This is a genomic window from Mesorhizobium sp. Primo-A (assembly GCF_003997175.1).
In the GTDB taxonomy this organism is placed as follows: Bacteria; Pseudomonadota; Alphaproteobacteria; order Rhizobiales; family Rhizobiaceae; genus Mesorhizobium; species Mesorhizobium ciceri.
The window spans coordinates 352,285-368,538 of sequence record NZ_RZTG01000003.1 but is presented as its reverse complement, the minus strand read 5'-3'; the positions used below and the strand labels follow the sequence as shown (position 1 = coordinate 368,538).

The window sequence follows — 16,254 nt, the reverse complement described above, 5'->3', positions numbered from 1 at the left end:
CCGCTAACCGCGAGGGCTTCTTTTGGACAGCGGCGAGCTGTCCAACGGGTTTTCAGCCGATTTGGCCGATCGCCGCTCCTTCAGCCACAGGGACTTCTTTCTCCTTGCCAGGTTCTCGTCTCGAACGCTGTCTTCGGCGGTCACTCCGCCATGCATCGCGGCAATCACGTAGTCGGCTCTGTTGGTTCGAAAGTCGCCTTTTTGTACGGACATCGTTTTCTCCCAGTGCGAGGCATTTCCCCCCTTTTTGCCTGACGCTGAAACTAACTACTTATCCGTGGTGCAAGTCTACCAATTGGCGATTGTATTAAAACGATACACTCAGATGGTGCGATCGCACGAGAGGAGCCCATCCTGGCGAGGCTTCTTCATTGACCCTGTTGTGATCCTTGCGGGGGTGCCGCGGCGGGAGGTGTCGGAGCCTGCGGTGCGGGTTCCGTGGAAGGCGTGGCGGGGCTGTCAGGCTGAGGTGCAGGCGGTGCGGCCTCTTCCTCAGTCAGAACCTGGTCAGTCCTGGCCTTGATCTCATCGGCCGTCTGCTGGCTTATCAGCCCGTTGCTGACGGCAAAGCCAGCAGCCAGAGCGACAAGGGCTGCAATGATTGCAGCTTTCAACTTCTTCGACATCCATAGGCGCCTTATTCGTGACACCCAACCCACGGCCAAGGGTGCCGCAACCATGGCTAAGGGTCAATCCTTTGGCTGGAGTCTCTGCTCGGATGCAACGAAATCAACTGTTACAAACGAAAAACGCCGCCCATTGGGCGGCGTTTCGGCATTGCGGCGGGAAACCCGGATTACTTGATCTTGGTTTCCTTGAACTCGACGTGCTTCTTGGCGACCGGGTCGTACTTGCGGAACGACAGCTTGTCGGTCTTGGTGCGGCTGTTCTTGCTGGTCACGTAGAAGAAACCGGTGTCGGCGGTCGACAGAAGCTTGATCTTGATGTTTGCGGCTTTGGCCATGATATCAGTCCGTTTGTTCGTGGGGTTTTGGCCGCTGGAGCACGGGGAAACACCCGGACGCGGGAAACTTGGCGCGACACATAAAGAACGCGCCCGGAAAGTCAAGCCCGGTAGGCCTTGTGCGACCCACCAGAGCCGGCTCGGGAGCGGAAATCATGCGGTTTCCGTCGCCGATGCCGCAACCTTCTTCCAGTCTCCGGTCGTGTTCCACCAGCGATTCGGATTGGCGCGGTCGTCCAGCCCCTTGGAACGGCTGGCGAGAATCGGCTGAATGCGGATCACCGGTTCCTGGTAGGAGTGCGCCTGGAAAATCGCCTCGACGACGCGGGCGGCCAGCGCCTGGTCGTCCGGCAGTTCGAAGGAAACCTCGACCGTGCCGGGGCGCCGCCGCAATTCGGTTTCGGCGCCGGCGGCCGCACCGTCAAGCGGCCTGTAGCGTTCGATGCCGTGCGCCGACTGATAGGCATTGCGGTCATATTTGCCCATGGCCAGCGGCGCGATCGCCACCACGGCATCCATGATGCGGTCGACGTCGGCGGCCGGAGCCTGGAAGGTCACGAGCAGAAGCAGTGTCATTCGTAGCGATGTGGTTTCAAAGCCGCTGTCGATCATGGAAGTGTCCTCAAGTGTTTTGGGACACCTTTTTAGCCCTGTGCTCCTGACACGGTTCTGTCAGCAGCCTGTCACCGTGCCGTGCCAAATGCATGGCAGGCCGCAGTCGCGCTACAGCAGGATCTTGCGAACCAACCTGACGGCGACCAAAGCGATATAGGCGGCGAAGAACAGGCCGAGCGACCAGCCGAAGCCGGACGGGCCGAACGCATCCATGCCGATGCCGATCGCCTGCGGCCCGAGCACCATGCCGACGCCGTAGCACAGCACGAAGGCGGCATTGGCCGACGCCAGTTCATGGCCGGAAAGCTGCGAGCCGAGATGGGCAAGGCCGATCGTGTACATGGCAGCGACGACGCCGCCCCAGACGAACAGAAGCGCGGCCATCAAATGCCAATTCTGGGCGAAGAAGGGCATGAACACGGTGCCGATAAGACCGACCGTCGCGCAGGCAATCAGCAGGTAGCGGCGATCGCTGACGCGGTCGCTGATCATGCCGATCGGGATCTGCAACAACACATTGCCGAGGCCGATCATGGTCAGCAGAAGGGCCGCATCGGCCTCGGAATAGCCGATTCGGCTGCCGTAGATCGGGAACAGCGCAAAGCCGCCGGTTTCCACCGCGCCGAACACCAGCACGGCAGCGGTCGCCGACGGCACCAGCCAGATGTAGCGCAGGAAATTGCTGGTTTCGCCATCCGAGGCGATCGACGGGCTCTCGTTGCGTGCTGCCAGCACGGGTATGGCCGCCAGCGTCACCAACGCGATGATGACGCCGAACGGCCTGAAGCCGGAACTGCCGAGATGAGCGAACAGCCACGGTCCGGCGGCAAAGCCGAGCGACAGGACAGTGGCGTAGATGCCAAGGACAAGGCCGCGCCGGTGCGGCGGCGCCGAGGTGCTGATCCAGAATTCAGACAGGATGAACAGCACCGTCAGCGCAATGTGCAGCACGATGCGCAGTGGAAACCACATCCAGAAATCGGGTGCGAAATGGAAGCCGACAAAGGCCAGCGCGCCGGCGGCGATCATGGCGATCATGGTCCAGGCAACGCCGAAGCGCATGGCGAGCGGGGTCGCCAGCGGCGCACCGGCGATCGAGGCGAGGCCGGCGACGGCGGTGTTGAGGCCGATCATCGAAGCCGAGTGGCCGCGTGTTTCAAGGATGACGCTGAGCAGCGGCATGCCGAGGCCGATGGCGATGCCGACGACGCTGATCGACGAGATCGCCGCCACCATCGGCAGCCAGTGTACGCGCTCGTCGCCCTTTGGTTGGGTATCGACCGTCATGGATGCTGAATACTCTGTCTGTTTGATCTTACGCAATTCGGACGGAAAACCGCGTCACACTTTCCTGGAATTGCTCTAGAGAAGTTCGCGGATGAAGCGCCTGCGGACCAGCCGGTAGAAGGGCACGGGACCGCCTGGACGCAACAGCGGATCATGGGCGAGGCGCTTTTCCAACTCGTCCAGGATCATTCGGGTGATGTCGGGTATGTCGGCTTCCCTGGCCTTGGCAAGCGGCAGCCAGACCAGCTCTTCCAGTTCGTTGGTCGGACCGCCACCGGGCAGCTCGACCGCGACGTCGTCACGCCAGGCGCTGAAGAAACGGGTGTCGAAGCGGCGCACCCGGTTGGGCGGCGTGATGGCGCGCGCGACGAAGCGCAGCATGTCGAGAGAGGGTTGCACGCCGTGTTCGGCAAAGCCTTGCCAGTCGGATCTGGGGGTTGCGAAAGCACCCTTGCGGCCGATCAGCAGCCCGGCTTCCTCATAGGTCTCTCGGATGGCCGACAGGGCGATGGCGCGGGCTCGTGCGGCGCTTGTGCGCCCCGGCCCGGCGATCAGCTTGGCTTCCTGCTTCGGGTGCAGGGCGGCGACGACCGGTATGCGGCTATCGGCCGGATCGGTGCGGCCGCCGGGAAAGACGAACTTGCCCGGCATGAAGGCGTGGCCGGCATGGCGGCGACCCATCAGAACCAGTACGTCGTCGTCCTTGCGGTCGAGCAGGATGAGGGTTGCCGCGTCGCGCGGGCGAATTGGCCGGCCGCTATGAGCGATCATGCTCCGCTCGATCCTGTCGACTTCCGCCTTGGTCATACCGTCCATGCGCAGGACCTAGCGGAAACTTCTGGCAAGCGAAAGTGGCCTTTCACGGTCGGTATGTTGCGCCAGGCAGCATTCTTGGCTGCGGCCTAGGCTCCGGGATGCGGCTCGATCACGTCGTGCTCGCCGCCGAAGCCGTGCATATAGAAGGCCCATTGCAGTCCGATGACGGCACCCTTGACCGGCTGCAGCAGCGCAACCGACAAAAGGATGGTCAGCGGCACCCAGATGGCGATGTGCTGCCATATGGACAAAGTCGACGTCGCCTCCACGCCCATGAAGGCGCCCAGCACGATGTGGCCGACGATGACGATGACGAGGTAGGCCGGCAGGTCGTCGGCCCGGTGGTGATGCAATTCCTCGCCGCAGACGCCGCATGTGTCGACGGTCTTGGTAAAAGCGCGAAACAGCTTGCCTTCGCCGCAATGCGGGCAGCGGCCGAGCAGGCCGCGCTTCATCGCCGTCCACAGCGGGCGTGCGGCCCGGCCCGAGTGATGTTCTCCGCCGAAAACCTGTTCTTCCATGGCTGTTGTCATCATCGTCTCCTGCCGCGCGAACCCGGTCGCGATTGCGACGCGCGGGCGCGGCCCTTGGCCTTGTGAAACGACCGCTTGGAGCCCGGCAGAGGCTTTGGGTCGGTCAACATCTCGAAGCGCATCGCGCCGGCCATCGGCGCCACCTCGATAAGCCGGACCTCGACGCGGTCCGCGAGTTGGTAGCCTTTGCCAGAGCGTTCTCCGAACAGGGAGCGAGCCGTTTCATCGTATATATAGTAATCGCCGCCCAGAGTTGACACCGGGATGAAACCATCCGCGCCGTACTGCGGCAATTGGACAAATAGTCCTGATTTGGTGACGCCGGAGATGCGGGCATCGAACCGGTCATCGACGCGTTCGGCGAGATAGGCGGCGATCAGACGGTCGACCGTGTCCCGCTCGGCCGCCATTGCGCGGCGTTCCGTGCCGGAGATCTGCACCGCGACATCTTCGAGCCGTGCCGCTTCGTCCTGCGTCAGCCCACCCGGACCCAGTCCGAGTGCGGCAATAAGTCCGCGATGCACGATCAAATCGGCATAGCGGCGGATCGGCGAGGTGAAATGGGCGTAGCGGCGGAGGTTGAGACCGAAATGGCCGATGTTCTTTGGCGAGTATTCGGCCTGGCTCTGCGAGCGCAGCACCACTTCGTTGACAAGGCCTTCATTGTCGGCGCCGCGCACGCGCTCCAAAATGCCGTTGAACTGGCTTGGCTGCATCTGCGCGCCGCGCGCCAGTGACAGGCCCAATGTCTGCAGGAACTCGCGCAGCGATTCCTGCTTGGCGAGCGACGGCGCGTCGTGGACGCGATAGACCAGCTCCTGCTTCTTCGCCTCCAGCGTCTCGGCCGCGGCGACATTGGCCTGGATCATGAATTCTTCGATGAGCTTGTGGGCATCGAGCCGCTCCGGCACGATGACGCGGTCGACGGTGCCGTCCGGCTTGAGTACGATCTTGCGCTCCGGCAGATCGAGTTCGAGCGGCTGGCGGCCATCGCGGCCGCGCTTCAGGATCGCATAGGCGTCCCACAGTGGCTTCAGCACGGTTTCGAGGATCGGGCCTGTCTTGTCGTCTGGCGCACCGTCGATCGCCGCCTGAGCCTGTTGGTAGGCGAGCTTTGCCGCCGACTTCATCATGACGCGATGGAAGGTGTGCCTGAGCTTGCGGCCCTCGGCCGAAAAGATCATGCGCACTGCCAATGCCGGCCGGTCCTGGCCCTCGCGCAGCGAGCAGAGATCGTTGGAGATGCGCTCGGGCAGCATCGGCACGACACGATCCGGGAAATAGACCGAGTTGCCGCGCTTCAGCGCTTCGCGGTCGAGTGCAGTGCCATAGCGCACATAGGCGGCGACGTCGGCGATCGCCACGGTGGCAACCACGCCGCCGGGGTTCTTCTCGTCGAGATCCGGCGTGGCGAAGACGGCGTCGTCATGGTCCTTGGCGTCGGCCGGATCGATGGTGATCAGCGGCAGGTCGCGCCAATCCTCGCGGTGATCCAGCGTCGCCGGCTTGATCGCTTCGGATTCTGCGATGACGTCGGCCGGGAAGATATGCGGAATGTCGTGCGCATGGATGGCGATCATAGAGACCGCCTTTTCGCTGGTCAGAGAGCCCAGCACGTTGAGCACCTTGGCTCTCGGCAAGCCGAAACGGGAGGCTCGCGCCGGCTCGACCTCGACCAGGTCGCCATTCTTGGCGCCGTTCTGGAATTCCTTGTCGACGATCAGTTCGGGCTGGCGCCGTTCCACCGGTTCGATACGGAAGGTGCCGTCCTGCAGGATGCGAAAGATACCGAGCACGGCATCGGTGCGCTTTTCGAAAATCTTCACCACCCGCCCGGTGTAGGCGGGGCCGCCCAGGGCGACGTTCGTGTCGTCGGCGGGAAAGGTCTTGGCCAGCACGCGGTCGCCAATGCCGGGCGCCGGTCCACTGCCACTGCGCGACAGGCGGATGGAAACGATGGGCGGCGGCCCATTGGCTGTGTGTTCGGTTGGGCGCGCCAAGAGCACGCCATCGGCATCGCGGTCGAAAATATCGAGGACCGTGACATGGGGCAGGGCACCGACGCGGGCCAGCCCCTTGCGCTCCTTGGTGAGGACGCCTTCGTCCTGCAGGTCGCGCAAAATATCCTTCAGCCAGATGCGGTCGTCGCCGCGCAGCGCGAACGCCTTCGCGATGTCGCGCTTGCCGGCGCGATCGGGATTTTCGGCAATGTAGCGCAGGATTTCGTCACGCGACGGCCGATAGTCGTCCTTGACCTTGGCCCTGGTGTCGGCGGTGCGCGGATCGCCGTGGGTTCTGCCGGTGATCTTGCGCGCCACGCTGTCCTACCCTTTTTTCTTCGCGGCCGGCTTCTTCGCAGCCGGCTTCTTGGCGGCTACTTTCTTGGTTGCCGGAGCTTTGGCCGCGGCCGCCTTGCGGAACGGCTTCTTGCCGCCGCCGCCCTTGGCTTCCTTCTCGGCAATCAGCGCCAGCGCATCCTCCATCGTCACCGACTGGGGATCCTTGCCCTTGGGCAGCGTAGCATTGACCTTGCCGAAATTCACGTAAGGCCCGTATTTGCCGTCGCGCACGACGATCTTGCCGCCGCCATCGGGGTGGTCGCCGAGCTCCTTGAGCGCAGCGGCCGTGCCGCCATTGCGGCCACCCTTGCCCTTCAGCTGCTTCTCGGCGATCACCGACACGGCGCGGTTGAGGCCGATCGAGAACACGTCCTCGATGCTTTCGAGATTGGCATAGGTGCCGTCATGCAGCACGAACGGACCGTAACGGCCGAGCCCGGCCGAGATCATCTTGGCCGTTTCCGGATGCTGGCCGACATCGCGCGGCAGCGACAGCAGCGCCAGCGCCTTTTCGTGGTCGATCGACTCTGCCGTCCAGCCCTTGGGCAGGCTGGAGCGCTTGGCTTCCTTGCCGTCGCCGCGTTGCAGATAGGGGCCGAAGCGGCCGCTGCGCAGCGTGATTTCCTCTGACGTATAGGGGTCCTTGCCGATGACCTTGGTGCCGTCTTCGCCGCCGCCATTCTCGCCATTGGAGTTGGCGGCATCGCCGAGCTGGCGGGTGAAGGAGCATTCGGGATAGTTGGAGCAGCCGACAAAGGCGCCGAACTTGCCGAGCTTCAGCGACAGATTGCCGGTGCCGCATTTCGGGCAGATGCGTGGATTCGAACCGTCTTCGCGCGCGGGGAACACCAGCGGCGCCAGCTCTTCATTGAGCGCATCCAGCACGTCGGTGACGCGCAGTTCCTTGATGTCGGCGACGGCGCCGGAAAAATCCTTCCAGAAATCGCGCAGCACGTCCTTCCAGGCGAGCTTGCCGTCCGAAATCTCGTCGAGCTTTTCCTCGAGGGACGCGGTGAAGTCGTACTCGACATAGCGCTTGAAGAAGCTTTCGAGGAAAGCCGACAGCAGCCGGCCCTTGGCCTGCGGCACCAGCCGGCGCTTGTCGATGGTGACATAGTCGCGGTCCTCGAGCGTCTTCAGGATCGCCGTATAGGTAGAAGGCCGGCCGATGCCGAGCTCTTCCAGCTTCTTGATCAGCGACGCTTCGGAGTAACGCGGCGGCGGCTCGGTGGTGTGCTGGGTGGCGTTGATCGCCTGGCGGGCAAGCTGCTCGCCGGCACGGATCTCGGGCAGGCGACGATTTTCCTCGTCTTCCGCATCGTCGTCCTTCTGGTCGGTGTATGCGGCGATGAAACCGTCGAACCGAACGACCGAACCGATGGCACGCAGCTCCGCGGTGCGCGATCCATTGACCGCCTCGATCTCGGCGGTGGTGCGCTCGATTTCGGCCGGCTGCATCTGGCTGGCGATGGCGCGCTTCCAGATCAGCTCATAGAGCCGCATCTGGTCGGAATCGAGATATTGCCTGACCGATGCCGGGGTACGCATGAAATCCGTCGGGCGGATCGCTTCGTGCGCTTCCTGGGCGTTCTTGGCTTTGGCCGTATATTGGCGCGGCTTTTCCGGCAGGTATTTCGGACCGAATTCCTTGGCAATGGCATCGCGTGCGGCGTCGATCGCCTCGGGTGCCATCTGCACGCCGTCGGTTCGCATATAGGTGATCAGACCGGTGGTCTCGCCGCCGATCTCCATGCCTTCATAGAGGCGTTGCGCCACCTGCATGGTGCGGCTGGCCGAGAAGCCGAGACCCGACGAGGCGGCCTGCTGCAGCGTCGAGGTGGTGAAGGGCGGGCCGGGATTGCGCTTGGTCGGCTTGGCTTCCACCGACACCGCCTTGAAGGTCGCGCCTTCGAGCATCGACTTGATGTCGTCGGCCTGCGCCTTGTTGGAAATGTCGAGCTTTTGCAGCTTCTTGCGATCGAAGGCGGTCAGCCGCGCTTCGAAATTCTCGTTGCGCGGCGTGCCCAGCAGTGCAGCGATCTGCCAGTATTCCTCGCGGATGAAGCGCTCGATCTCGGATTCGCGGTCGCAGACGAGACGCAGCGCAACCGACTGGACGCGTCCGGCCGAACGGGCGCCCGGCAGTTTGCGCCACAGCACCGGCGACAGCGTGAAGCCGACGAGATAATCCAGCGCCCGGCGGGCGAGATAGGCATCGACCAGCGGCGCATCGATCTGGCGCGGATTGGCCATCGCTTCCAGCACCGACGATTTGGTGATGGCGTTGAAGACGACGCGGCTGACCGGCTTGTCCTTCAGCGCGCGCTTCTGCTTCAGAACTTCCAGCACATGCCAGGAAATCGCTTCGCCTTCGCGATCCGGATCGGTGGCGAGGATCAGGCCGTCGGCGTCCTTGACCGCCTTGGCGATGTCGGCGAGGCGCTTGCCGGAGGCGGTGTCGACCGCCCAGGACATGGCGAAATCCTCATCCGGACGCACCGAGCCATCCTTGGCCGGCAAGTCCCTGATATGGCCGAACGAGGCCAGAACCTTGTAGTTCTTGCCGAGGTATTTGTTGATTGTCTTCGCCTTGGCCGGCGATTCGACGACGACGACGTCCATGAGGTCTCATATCAGCTGTGGTGCGGCAGAAGAATTCCGCTGCGCGCGACGAAATCTCGTTCTATTTGTCGCTCACATGGCCGCGCTTTTGCATCCGGTCAAGGGGAAGCGCCCAAATTGCGGGCCGGTCCGCAGCAATACACTCTTAGAGTGTATGGAGAAAATCACAGAATTTGGGAAAGGCAGATGGTGGGTCTGAGTCAGCGGAAACGACCCGATTCATTTTTCCGCCGAGTCGTTGAAATGCTGCCCAAACCAGGACGGGCGACATTATAACGGGCTGTTCGATGCCGGCCGCCGGATGGCATGGAGATGCCCGGCGACCAGCCCTTGTCCCGCCAGCAGCGGGAATGGCGTGCTTAGTCGGCCTTGACGATATGCCAGACTTCGCCGACGCCGTCGCCGGTCACATCGCCGGGCTTCTTGTCCTTTATGAAGGTGTAGACCGGCTTGCCGTCATAGGCCCACATCTTGGTGCCGTCGGTGCGGTCGACGACGCTCCACTCGTCATCCGCCTTGGCGCCGGCTTCGGCTTTCAGCGGCGGCCAGTTGGTGGCGCATTTGTCGTAGCAGTTGCTCTTGCCCTTCTCGTCCTTGTCATAGGTGTAAAGCGTCATGCCATTGGCGTCGGTGTAGATCTTGGCGCCATTGACCTCGGCTTCCTTCCACGCGTCGGCAGCGAAGGATGCGGCGGTGCTGAGCAGAAGCGCTGCCAGTCCTGCGGTTATGGTTTTCATGGAAATCTCCTGACTGATATCTGGAGACGCGCGGGAAATCGCGGCCTCACAGCATCAACGCCTGCGGGCTGTCGTTTCTTCCTGGCAAGTGCGTCGGGCAATGGATGATCTTGCCAACACAATGGTGATTGGTGGACAAGGCTGCGCGTCGCTATATCGGCGTCACGACATTGGAGTTCTTGGAAATGGCATTGGACATCGGCTATGTCAGCGCGGTCGGGGCTGGGGCGATTTCGTTCCTGTCGCCTTGCGTGCTGCCGCTGGTGCCGCCTTATCTCTGTTATATGGCCGGCGTCTCGGTCGACGATTTCCGTGGCAATGCGGGTGCGACAGCGCGTGAAGGCGCACGCGGCGCGCTGATCTATTCTTCGATCGCCTTCGTGCTCGGCTTCTCGACCGTCTTTGTCGCGCTCGGCGCCGGCGCCTCGACCATCGGCCGGCTGCTGCGCGTCTGGCAGGAGCCGCTGGCCATGGGCGCAGGCGTGCTGATCATCCTCATGGGCCTGAATTTCCTCGGCGTCCTGCGCATTCCGCTGCTGTCACGCGAGGCACGCTTCCAGTCGCAAGGGAAGCCGGCAAGTGCAATCGCGGCCTATGTCATGGGGCTGGCTTTCGCCTTCGGCTGGACGCCGTGCATCGGCCCGGTTCTGGGACCGATCCTGACGCTGGCCGGCGGCCGTGAAACGGTGGGCGAGGGCGCGCTGCTGCTCGCCGCCTATTCGCTGGGGCTGGGCATCCCGTTCCTGATCGCAGCGCTGTTTTCCGGCGCCTTCATGCGCTTCCTCGGCAAATTCCGCGTTCATCTCGGCCGGGTTGAAAAAGCAATAGGCGCGCTGCTGGTTGTCGCTGGCGTGTTTTTCCTCACCGGCGGCGTTCAGACGGTGTCTTACTGGCTGCTGGAGAATTTTCCGCTGCTGGGGCGGTTGGGGTAGGCGTTCGAGCTCAAGCGGGCTTACGGATATTGTTTCACTTGCGTAGTAAGTTCCGGATCGGAATTTCCCCGCTCCATTTGGTCTTACACTGCAATATTGACGTGAGCCTGCAAAAGCTCGCACAATCAATTCAAAGCTTGATATTGTGCAGCATGAGAAGTGGAAAAATTCCTTTTAGATTCGATATTGCCGACTTGCTGGCGCGAGCGCGGAGGCAAGTGGATGGTCGCTTGGGTGACGTGACGATTAACCTCCCATTTATCAGTATCGCTGTCAGCCCGAATGATCGAGAGCGTAAGGTTGCCCGCGAGCTCGTAATTCGGCTCCGGGATCGCAGGATTCTGTCCGCTTGGGAGTGCTGCGATGGCTGCATTGACAATGCGCTCAAGTCGCTTGGGGAAATCAGGCAAACGCTCGTGGACAAACGGGTAGAGCTTGCCGACTTGCAGGATGGGCCGCTGTACTTACTGCTTGACGCGATGGCTCTGGGTATTCGCCAATTTATGACGTTCGAGGAACTGCTCCGGCGCGACGAGAACGCCCCGCTGCATCCACGCTTTGGAGAATTCTATCGACCGCCTGACACCCGGCAGGCTTATTTTGATGCACTGGAGGTGCTCCGCGGGCACCTGAACCGGTGCCTTGGGCAGATCGCTACGATTGCCAAGATGCCAATGGCCGACGAAGGCGTGATTGCCGACTATCAAGGGCCGTGGCAGCTAGAGGCCTATCAGGAGCCGCCAGCTCTGCCCTCTCCTGACAGCTAGCGCTGTCGTTGCAAACGCGAAATCGACTTAGGCAATTGGGGAGGCAGCCTATGTGGAATTGGTTGAGGAAGAAATCGAGCCAGCCTGACCATGAACTCAAGGCCCTGGCTGAGCAATTTGTCCGGCCACAATCGCTCGCTGTAGCGTTGGCCGCATCTGTGCGCGACTACGTCAATGCAGTGAAAGCGGGGAAGTTGTCCTATCCTGCCCATCGCAGAGAGGGCGCAAGCGTTGTCGAGATATGGGCCGACTTGCGGATAGAGGCGATCCACAAACTGTTCAACTTTGGGCAATCGGATGCTTTCCTGTTTTCGGACCATCGCCGGCAGGAAGAATTATTGGCTTGCTTCCTGGACGAGCGAGTTCACCTTGAAATGCCGCAACCTCGCGGAGCGGGGGTTCCCGATACCATACAGGCAATGTGGCAGGTCTACGTCTACCTAAGTGCTGCAGGGTCAGAGGTGGCCGACCGCGAGACGGATCGGGAAGGCCTCAAATTGAAAGGGCGATCCATTCTTGATCGAATGGAATCAGATTGCGCCGACGCAAGGCCGAGATGGGGGGCATTTCGGACGGGCGTGGCGAGCAGCACGGTCCCCCCAACCATGATAGAGCTGCTACATGCGGACGTGACTGCCAAGGCTAAGTCGATCGCACTGTCCAAGGTGTTCGGGCCCTATTATGAGGGCGGGATTAAGCACATGGAGAGTCTGCTTGCCAAACAAGGAAGCGACGTGGCCGCTTTCCAAGCCTCGGTCGAACGACTGCTCGCAGCCAAGGATCCGGACTATCTTACGTCTCGCTAGTGGCAATATCGACCAGCTGCTCGACCCACCTCACCGGAATTTAACCGCATTGGTGCAGCATGGCGCCAGATGCTACCTATCTTCGATTCCTGATCCCTTTTCATATGGTTGTCCTTTCCATGAGCCAGAGATCCTGCCTGTCCGTCATCCTCGCCGCCGGCGAAGGCACGCGCATGAAGAGCGTGCTGCCGAAGGTGCTGCACCAGATTGCCGGGCTGCCGATGGTCGCCCATGTGGTGAAGGCAGCGGAAGAGGCGGGTGCCGGCAGCCAGGCGCTGGTGATCGGCCATGGCGCCGACGAGATGCGCAAGGCGGCGGCAAAGTTCGCGCCCAAGGCCGAGACTTTCGTGCAGGAAAAGCGCCTTGGCACCGCGCACGCCGTGCTTGCCGCGCGCGATGCGATATCAAAGGGTTATGACGATATTCTCGTGATGTTTGGGGACACGCCGCTGATCGACGCAGATGCGCTGACCGTGGCGCGGCTGAAACTGGCTGAAGGCGCTGCCGTCGTCGTGATCGGATTCCGTCCGCCCAGTCCGACTGGTTATGGCCGGTTGATCGAAAAGGACGGCAAGCTGATTGCCATCCGCGAGGAGAAGGACTGCTCCGAGGAGGAGAGGAAAATAACCTTCTGCAATGCCGGCATGATGGCGGTGGCCGGCGCCCATGCGCTGGCGCTGCTCGATCAGGTCGGCAACAAGAATGCCAAGGGCGAGTATTATCTCACCGACATTGTCGAGATCGCCAGTGCGCGAGGCCTCGATGTCGTGGCCACCGAAGCCAGTTTCGAAAGCGCGCTCGGCATCAACAACCGCGCCGAACTGGCGCAAGCCGAAGCCATCTGGCAGGCGCGCCGGCGGCATGAGGCGATGCTGTCGGGCGTGACGCTGATCGCGCCGGAGACGGTGTATTTCTCGCACGACACCGAGATCGGCACTGACACGATCGTCGAGCCCCATGTCTGGTTCGGTCCGGGCGTGAAGATTGCCACGGGCGCCAAGGTCCATGCCTTTAGCCATATCGAGGGCGCCACCATTGCGTCCAATTGCGATGTCGGGCCGTACGCGCGGCTGCGGCCGGGCGCCGATCTCAGGAACAAGGCCAAGGTCGGCAATTTCTGCGAGGTCAAGCAGGCGGTTATCGAAGAGGGCGCCAAGGTCAACCATTTGACCTATATCGGCGACGCCCGTGTCGGTGCTGGGGCCAATATCGGCGCCGGCACCATTACCTGCAATTATGACGGCTATTCGAAATTCTTCACCGACATCGGCGAGGGCGCTTTTGTCGGCTCCAATTCGTCGCTGGTGGCGCCTGTCACCATCGGCAAGGGCGGCTACATCGCCTCAGGCAGCGTGATCACCGAAAGCGTGCCCGACGACGCGCTGGCCTTCGGCCGCGCCCGCCAGAAGACCATTCCAGGCAAGGGCAAGGAGTTGCGCGAGCGCTTTGCTTCGGCGGCGGCGGCGAAGAAAAAGTAAGACCAGCCCGCAAACCGAACGATTGCAGTAACCGGATTGCAAGAGCGGCCTGTCATGGTGCATCGACAGAATGAGCGTTCCGTTATACGGGACGAAATGCAATGTGACTTTCCACGGCAGGCTGGCCATCCCTAAATAGCGCTGGTTTTCCGGGGAATCGGGGGCTTTCTGCATGTGCGGTATCGTTGGAATCGTCGGCCACTCGCAGGTTGCGCCGCTCATCGTCGATGCGCTGAAGCGGTTGGAGTACCGTGGCTATGATTCGGCCGGCGTCGCGACCATCGAGCGTGGCGAACTCGCCCGCCGCCGCGCCGAAGGCAAGTTGATCAACCTGGAGCGCCGGCTCAAGGACGAGCCGCTCGATGGCACGATCGGCATCGGCCACACGCGCTGGGCGACGCATGGCGTGCCCAACGAGAGCAATGCGCATCCGCATTTTTCCGACGGCGTCGCCATCGTCCACAACGGCATCATCGAGAATTTCGCCGAACTGCGCGACGAACTGGTCCGCGACGGCTATTCTTTTTCGTCGCAGACCGACACCGAGGTCGTGGCGCATCTGGTGGCCCGCGAACTCGCCAAGGGGCTGAAGCCGGTCGAAGCCGCGCACCAGGCGCTGAAGCGGCTGGAAGGCGCCTTTGCGCTGGCGATCATGTTCAAAGGCGACGAGGATTTGATCGTCGGCGCCCGCAACGGTCCGCCTTTGGCCGTCGGCCATGGCGATGGCGAGATGTTCCTGGGCTCCGACGCCATCGCGCTCGCCCCGTTCACCAATTCGATCACCTATCTGGAAGATGGCGACTGGGCGGTGGTGCGCCGTGGCGGTGTCACCATCTTCGACATTGACGGCACAAAGGTCGACCGCAAACGCCAGCAGTCGCTGTCGACCAGCTTCATGGTCGACAAGGGCAACCGACGCCATTTCATGGAAAAGGAAATCCATGAGCAGCCCGAGGTGATCTCGCACACCTTGGCGCATTACGTGGATTTCGTCTCCGGAGTGTCGAAGCCGCTCGACCTGCCGTTCGACTTCGCCAAAATTGGTCGGCTGGCGATCTCGGCCTGCGGCACGGCGTATCTGGCCGGCCTGATCGGCAAGTACTGGTTCGAGCGCTACGCGCGCCTGCCCGTCGACATCGATGTCGCCTCCGAATTCCGTTACCGCGAAATGCCGCTGTCGAAGAACGATGCGGCGTTTTTCATCTCGCAATCGGGCGAGACCGCCGACACGCTGGCCTCGCTGCGTTATTGCCGCAAAGCCGGCATGAAGATCGGCGCGATCGTCAATGTGCGCGAATCGACCATGGCGCGCGAATCCGACGTCGTGCTGCCGACGCTTGCCGGACCCGAGATCGGCGTCGCCTCGACCAAGGCCTTCACCTGCCAGCTTTCCGTGCTGGCCGCGCTTGCGGTGCGCGCCGGCGTGGCGCGCGGTATGATTTCGAAGGAACAGGAGAAAACCCTGGTGCGCGCGCTTTCGGAAGCGCCGCGCTACGCCAACCAGGTGCTCAAGCTTGAAGAGCAGATCGAGCGGATCGCGCGCGAACTCTCGCGCTACAAGGACGTGCTCTATCTCGGCCGCGACACCAATTTCCCGCTGGCCATGGAAGGCGCGTTGAAACTCAAGGAAATCTCCTACATCCACGCCGAAGGCTATGCAGCCGGCGAACTGAAGCATGGGCCGATCGCGCTGATCGACGAGAACATGCCTGTCATCGTCATCGCGCCGCATGACCGGATCTTCGAGAAAACCGTTTCCAACATGCAGGAAGTGGCGGCGCGCGGCGGCAAGATCATCCTGATCACCGACAGCAAGGGCGCGGCGCAGGTGAGCGTGAAGACGATGGAAACAATCGTGCTGCCGGATGTGCCCGAAATCATCTCGCCGATCATCTATGCGCTGCCGATCCAGATGCTGGCCTATTTCACCGCCGTGTTCATGGGCACCGACGTCGACCAGCCACGCAATCTGGCGAAATCGGTGACGGTGGAATAGGTTTTGCCTTCCAGACCGGAGGTTGGGCCGAATGGCATCGAAGTTCGCACGTCCAGTTCATCCTGGAGAATTCCTGCGTGAAGAATATCTCGTCCCGCTCGGCATGAGTGCAGGCGCGCTGGCGAAAAAGCTCAACCTTCCGCGCACCCGTATCGAACGCATTGCCAAGGAAGAGATCGGCCTGACTCCCGATACCGCTCTTCGCCTCGCCAGATTTTTCAACACCACGCCCGAATTCTGGATGAATTTTCAACAGGCCTATGAGCTTGAAACCGAAGCCAGAAAGCTGGCGCCGGAGCTCGAGAAGATTGAGCCGTTGGAAGTAGCGGCATAATCGGCTCTTTAAAAACTTCGCAGTTCCA

The 16,254-nt window shown here is 62.0% G+C and carries 15 protein-coding genes; 6 read left to right on the top strand and 9 right to left on the bottom strand.

The features are described from left to right. Positions 1–3 precede the first annotated feature (3 nt). From EOC83_RS33015 to EOC83_RS07175, 9 genes are all read right to left on the bottom strand, one after another. The gene (locus EOC83_RS33015; protein ID WP_013531922.1) at positions 4–213 is read right to left on the bottom strand and encodes a hypothetical protein; all 210 of its coding nucleotides are present in this window, start codon (positions 211–213) and stop codon (positions 4–6) included. Between the two features lie 583 nt (positions 214–796). After that, complete coding sequence (gene rpmG / locus EOC83_RS07210) at positions 797–964, bottom strand: 50S ribosomal protein L33 (protein WP_006201775.1); 168 nt, start codon at positions 962–964, stop codon at positions 797–799. A gap of 153 nt (positions 965–1,117) precedes the next feature. After that, on the bottom strand, positions 1,118–1,576 hold the full coding sequence (locus EOC83_RS07205; RefSeq protein ID WP_024503577.1) for a hypothetical protein: 459 nt from the start codon (positions 1,574–1,576) through the stop codon (positions 1,118–1,120). A 111-nt stretch (positions 1,577–1,687) separates the two neighbouring features. Beyond that, entirely contained in the window at positions 1,688–2,866 is a 1,179-nt protein-coding gene (locus tag EOC83_RS07200) for an MFS transporter (protein ID WP_024503576.1), read from the bottom strand. A gap of 75 nt (positions 2,867–2,941) precedes the next feature. Then, on the bottom strand, positions 2,942–3,682 hold the full coding sequence (locus tag EOC83_RS07195) for an NUDIX domain-containing protein (protein WP_063167899.1): 741 nt from the start codon (positions 3,680–3,682) through the stop codon (positions 2,942–2,944). 86 nt (positions 3,683–3,768) lie between these two features. Further along, a complete protein-coding gene (locus EOC83_RS07190) occupies positions 3,769–4,203 on the bottom strand; it encodes a DUF983 domain-containing protein (protein ID WP_024503574.1) in 435 nt (144 codons plus the stop codon). 11 nt (positions 4,204–4,214) lie between these two features. Then, positions 4,215–6,533, bottom strand: coding sequence for a ribonuclease R (rnr, locus tag EOC83_RS07185; protein ID WP_063167900.1), 2,319 nt, complete (start codon positions 6,531–6,533; stop codon positions 4,215–4,217). Between the two features lie 6 nt (positions 6,534–6,539). Continuing rightward, positions 6,540–9,176: a type I DNA topoisomerase gene (gene topA, locus EOC83_RS07180; protein ID WP_063167901.1), complete on the bottom strand. Its 2,637-nt coding sequence runs from the start codon at positions 9,174–9,176 to the stop codon at positions 6,540–6,542. 359 nt (positions 9,177–9,535) lie between these two features. Then, a complete protein-coding gene (locus EOC83_RS07175) occupies positions 9,536–9,913 on the bottom strand; it encodes a hypothetical protein (protein ID WP_024503571.1) in 378 nt (125 codons plus the stop codon). 185 nt (positions 9,914–10,098) lie between these two features. Here EOC83_RS07175 and EOC83_RS07170 point away from each other — a divergent pair, with 185 nt between their 5' ends. The 6 genes from EOC83_RS07170 (at position 10,099) to EOC83_RS07145 (ending at position 16,226) form a co-directional block, all read left to right on the top strand. Continuing rightward, positions 10,099–10,845, top strand: coding sequence for a cytochrome c biogenesis CcdA family protein (locus EOC83_RS07170; protein ID WP_063170222.1), 747 nt, complete (start codon positions 10,099–10,101; stop codon positions 10,843–10,845). Positions 10,846–10,946: 101 nt separating this feature from the next. After that, a complete protein-coding gene (locus tag EOC83_RS07165) occupies positions 10,947–11,612 on the top strand; it encodes a hypothetical protein (protein ID WP_127224175.1) in 666 nt (221 codons plus the stop codon). A 50-nt stretch (positions 11,613–11,662) separates the two neighbouring features. After that, positions 11,663–12,418 (top strand): hypothetical protein, encoded by a 756-nt coding sequence (locus EOC83_RS07160; RefSeq protein ID WP_063167903.1) that lies wholly within the window; start codon positions 11,663–11,665, stop codon positions 12,416–12,418. A gap of 119 nt (positions 12,419–12,537) precedes the next feature. Further along, positions 12,538–13,896: a bifunctional UDP-N-acetylglucosamine diphosphorylase/glucosamine-1-phosphate N-acetyltransferase GlmU gene (gene glmU, locus EOC83_RS07155; protein ID WP_063170223.1), complete on the top strand. Its 1,359-nt coding sequence runs from the start codon at positions 12,538–12,540 to the stop codon at positions 13,894–13,896. Between the two features lie 172 nt (positions 13,897–14,068). Next, positions 14,069–15,892 carry a glutamine--fructose-6-phosphate transaminase (isomerizing) gene (gene glmS, locus EOC83_RS07150; RefSeq protein ID WP_063167904.1) on the top strand — a complete coding sequence of 608 codons (1,824 nt, stop codon included), beginning with the start codon at positions 14,069–14,071 and terminating at the stop codon, positions 15,890–15,892. A gap of 31 nt (positions 15,893–15,923) precedes the next feature. Further along, a complete protein-coding gene (locus EOC83_RS07145) occupies positions 15,924–16,226 on the top strand; it encodes a HigA family addiction module antitoxin (protein ID WP_027161478.1) in 303 nt (100 codons plus the stop codon). Positions 16,227–16,254 lie beyond the last annotated feature (28 nt).

What these genes read in the sequence shown, in the direction of transcription:
- rpmG (WP_006201775.1), bottom strand. Translation starts at nt 964, where the DNA reads ATGGCCAAAGCCGCAAACATCAAGATCAAGCTTCTGTCGACCGCCGAC.
- topA (WP_063167901.1), bottom strand. Translation starts at nt 9,176, where the DNA reads ATGGACGTCGTCGTCGTCGAATCGCCGGCCAAGGCGAAGACAATCAAC.
- glmU (WP_063170223.1), top strand. Translation starts at nt 12,538, where the DNA reads ATGAGCCAGAGATCCTGCCTGTCCGTCATCCTCGCCGCCGGCGAAGGC.
- EOC83_RS07195 (WP_063167899.1), bottom strand. Translation starts at nt 3,682, where the DNA reads ATGGACGGTATGACCAAGGCGGAAGTCGACAGGATCGAGCGGAGCATG.
- EOC83_RS07190 (WP_024503574.1), bottom strand. Translation starts at nt 4,203, where the DNA reads ATGGAAGAACAGGTTTTCGGCGGAGAACATCACTCGGGCCGGGCCGCA.
- EOC83_RS07145 (WP_027161478.1), top strand. Translation starts at nt 15,924, where the DNA reads ATGGCATCGAAGTTCGCACGTCCAGTTCATCCTGGAGAATTCCTGCGT.
- EOC83_RS07170 (WP_063170222.1), top strand. Translation starts at nt 10,099, where the DNA reads ATGGCATTGGACATCGGCTATGTCAGCGCGGTCGGGGCTGGGGCGATT.
- EOC83_RS07200 (WP_024503576.1), bottom strand. Translation starts at nt 2,866, where the DNA reads ATGACGGTCGATACCCAACCAAAGGGCGACGAGCGCGTACACTGGCTG.
- EOC83_RS07205 (WP_024503577.1), bottom strand. Translation starts at nt 1,576, where the DNA reads ATGATCGACAGCGGCTTTGAAACCACATCGCTACGAATGACACTGCTT.
- glmS (WP_063167904.1), top strand. Translation starts at nt 14,069, where the DNA reads ATGTGCGGTATCGTTGGAATCGTCGGCCACTCGCAGGTTGCGCCGCTC.
- EOC83_RS07175 (WP_024503571.1), bottom strand. Translation starts at nt 9,913, where the DNA reads ATGAAAACCATAACCGCAGGACTGGCAGCGCTTCTGCTCAGCACCGCC.
- EOC83_RS07160 (WP_063167903.1), top strand. Translation starts at nt 11,663, where the DNA reads ATGTGGAATTGGTTGAGGAAGAAATCGAGCCAGCCTGACCATGAACTC.
- EOC83_RS33015 (WP_013531922.1), bottom strand. Translation starts at nt 213, where the DNA reads ATGTCCGTACAAAAAGGCGACTTTCGAACCAACAGAGCCGACTACGTG.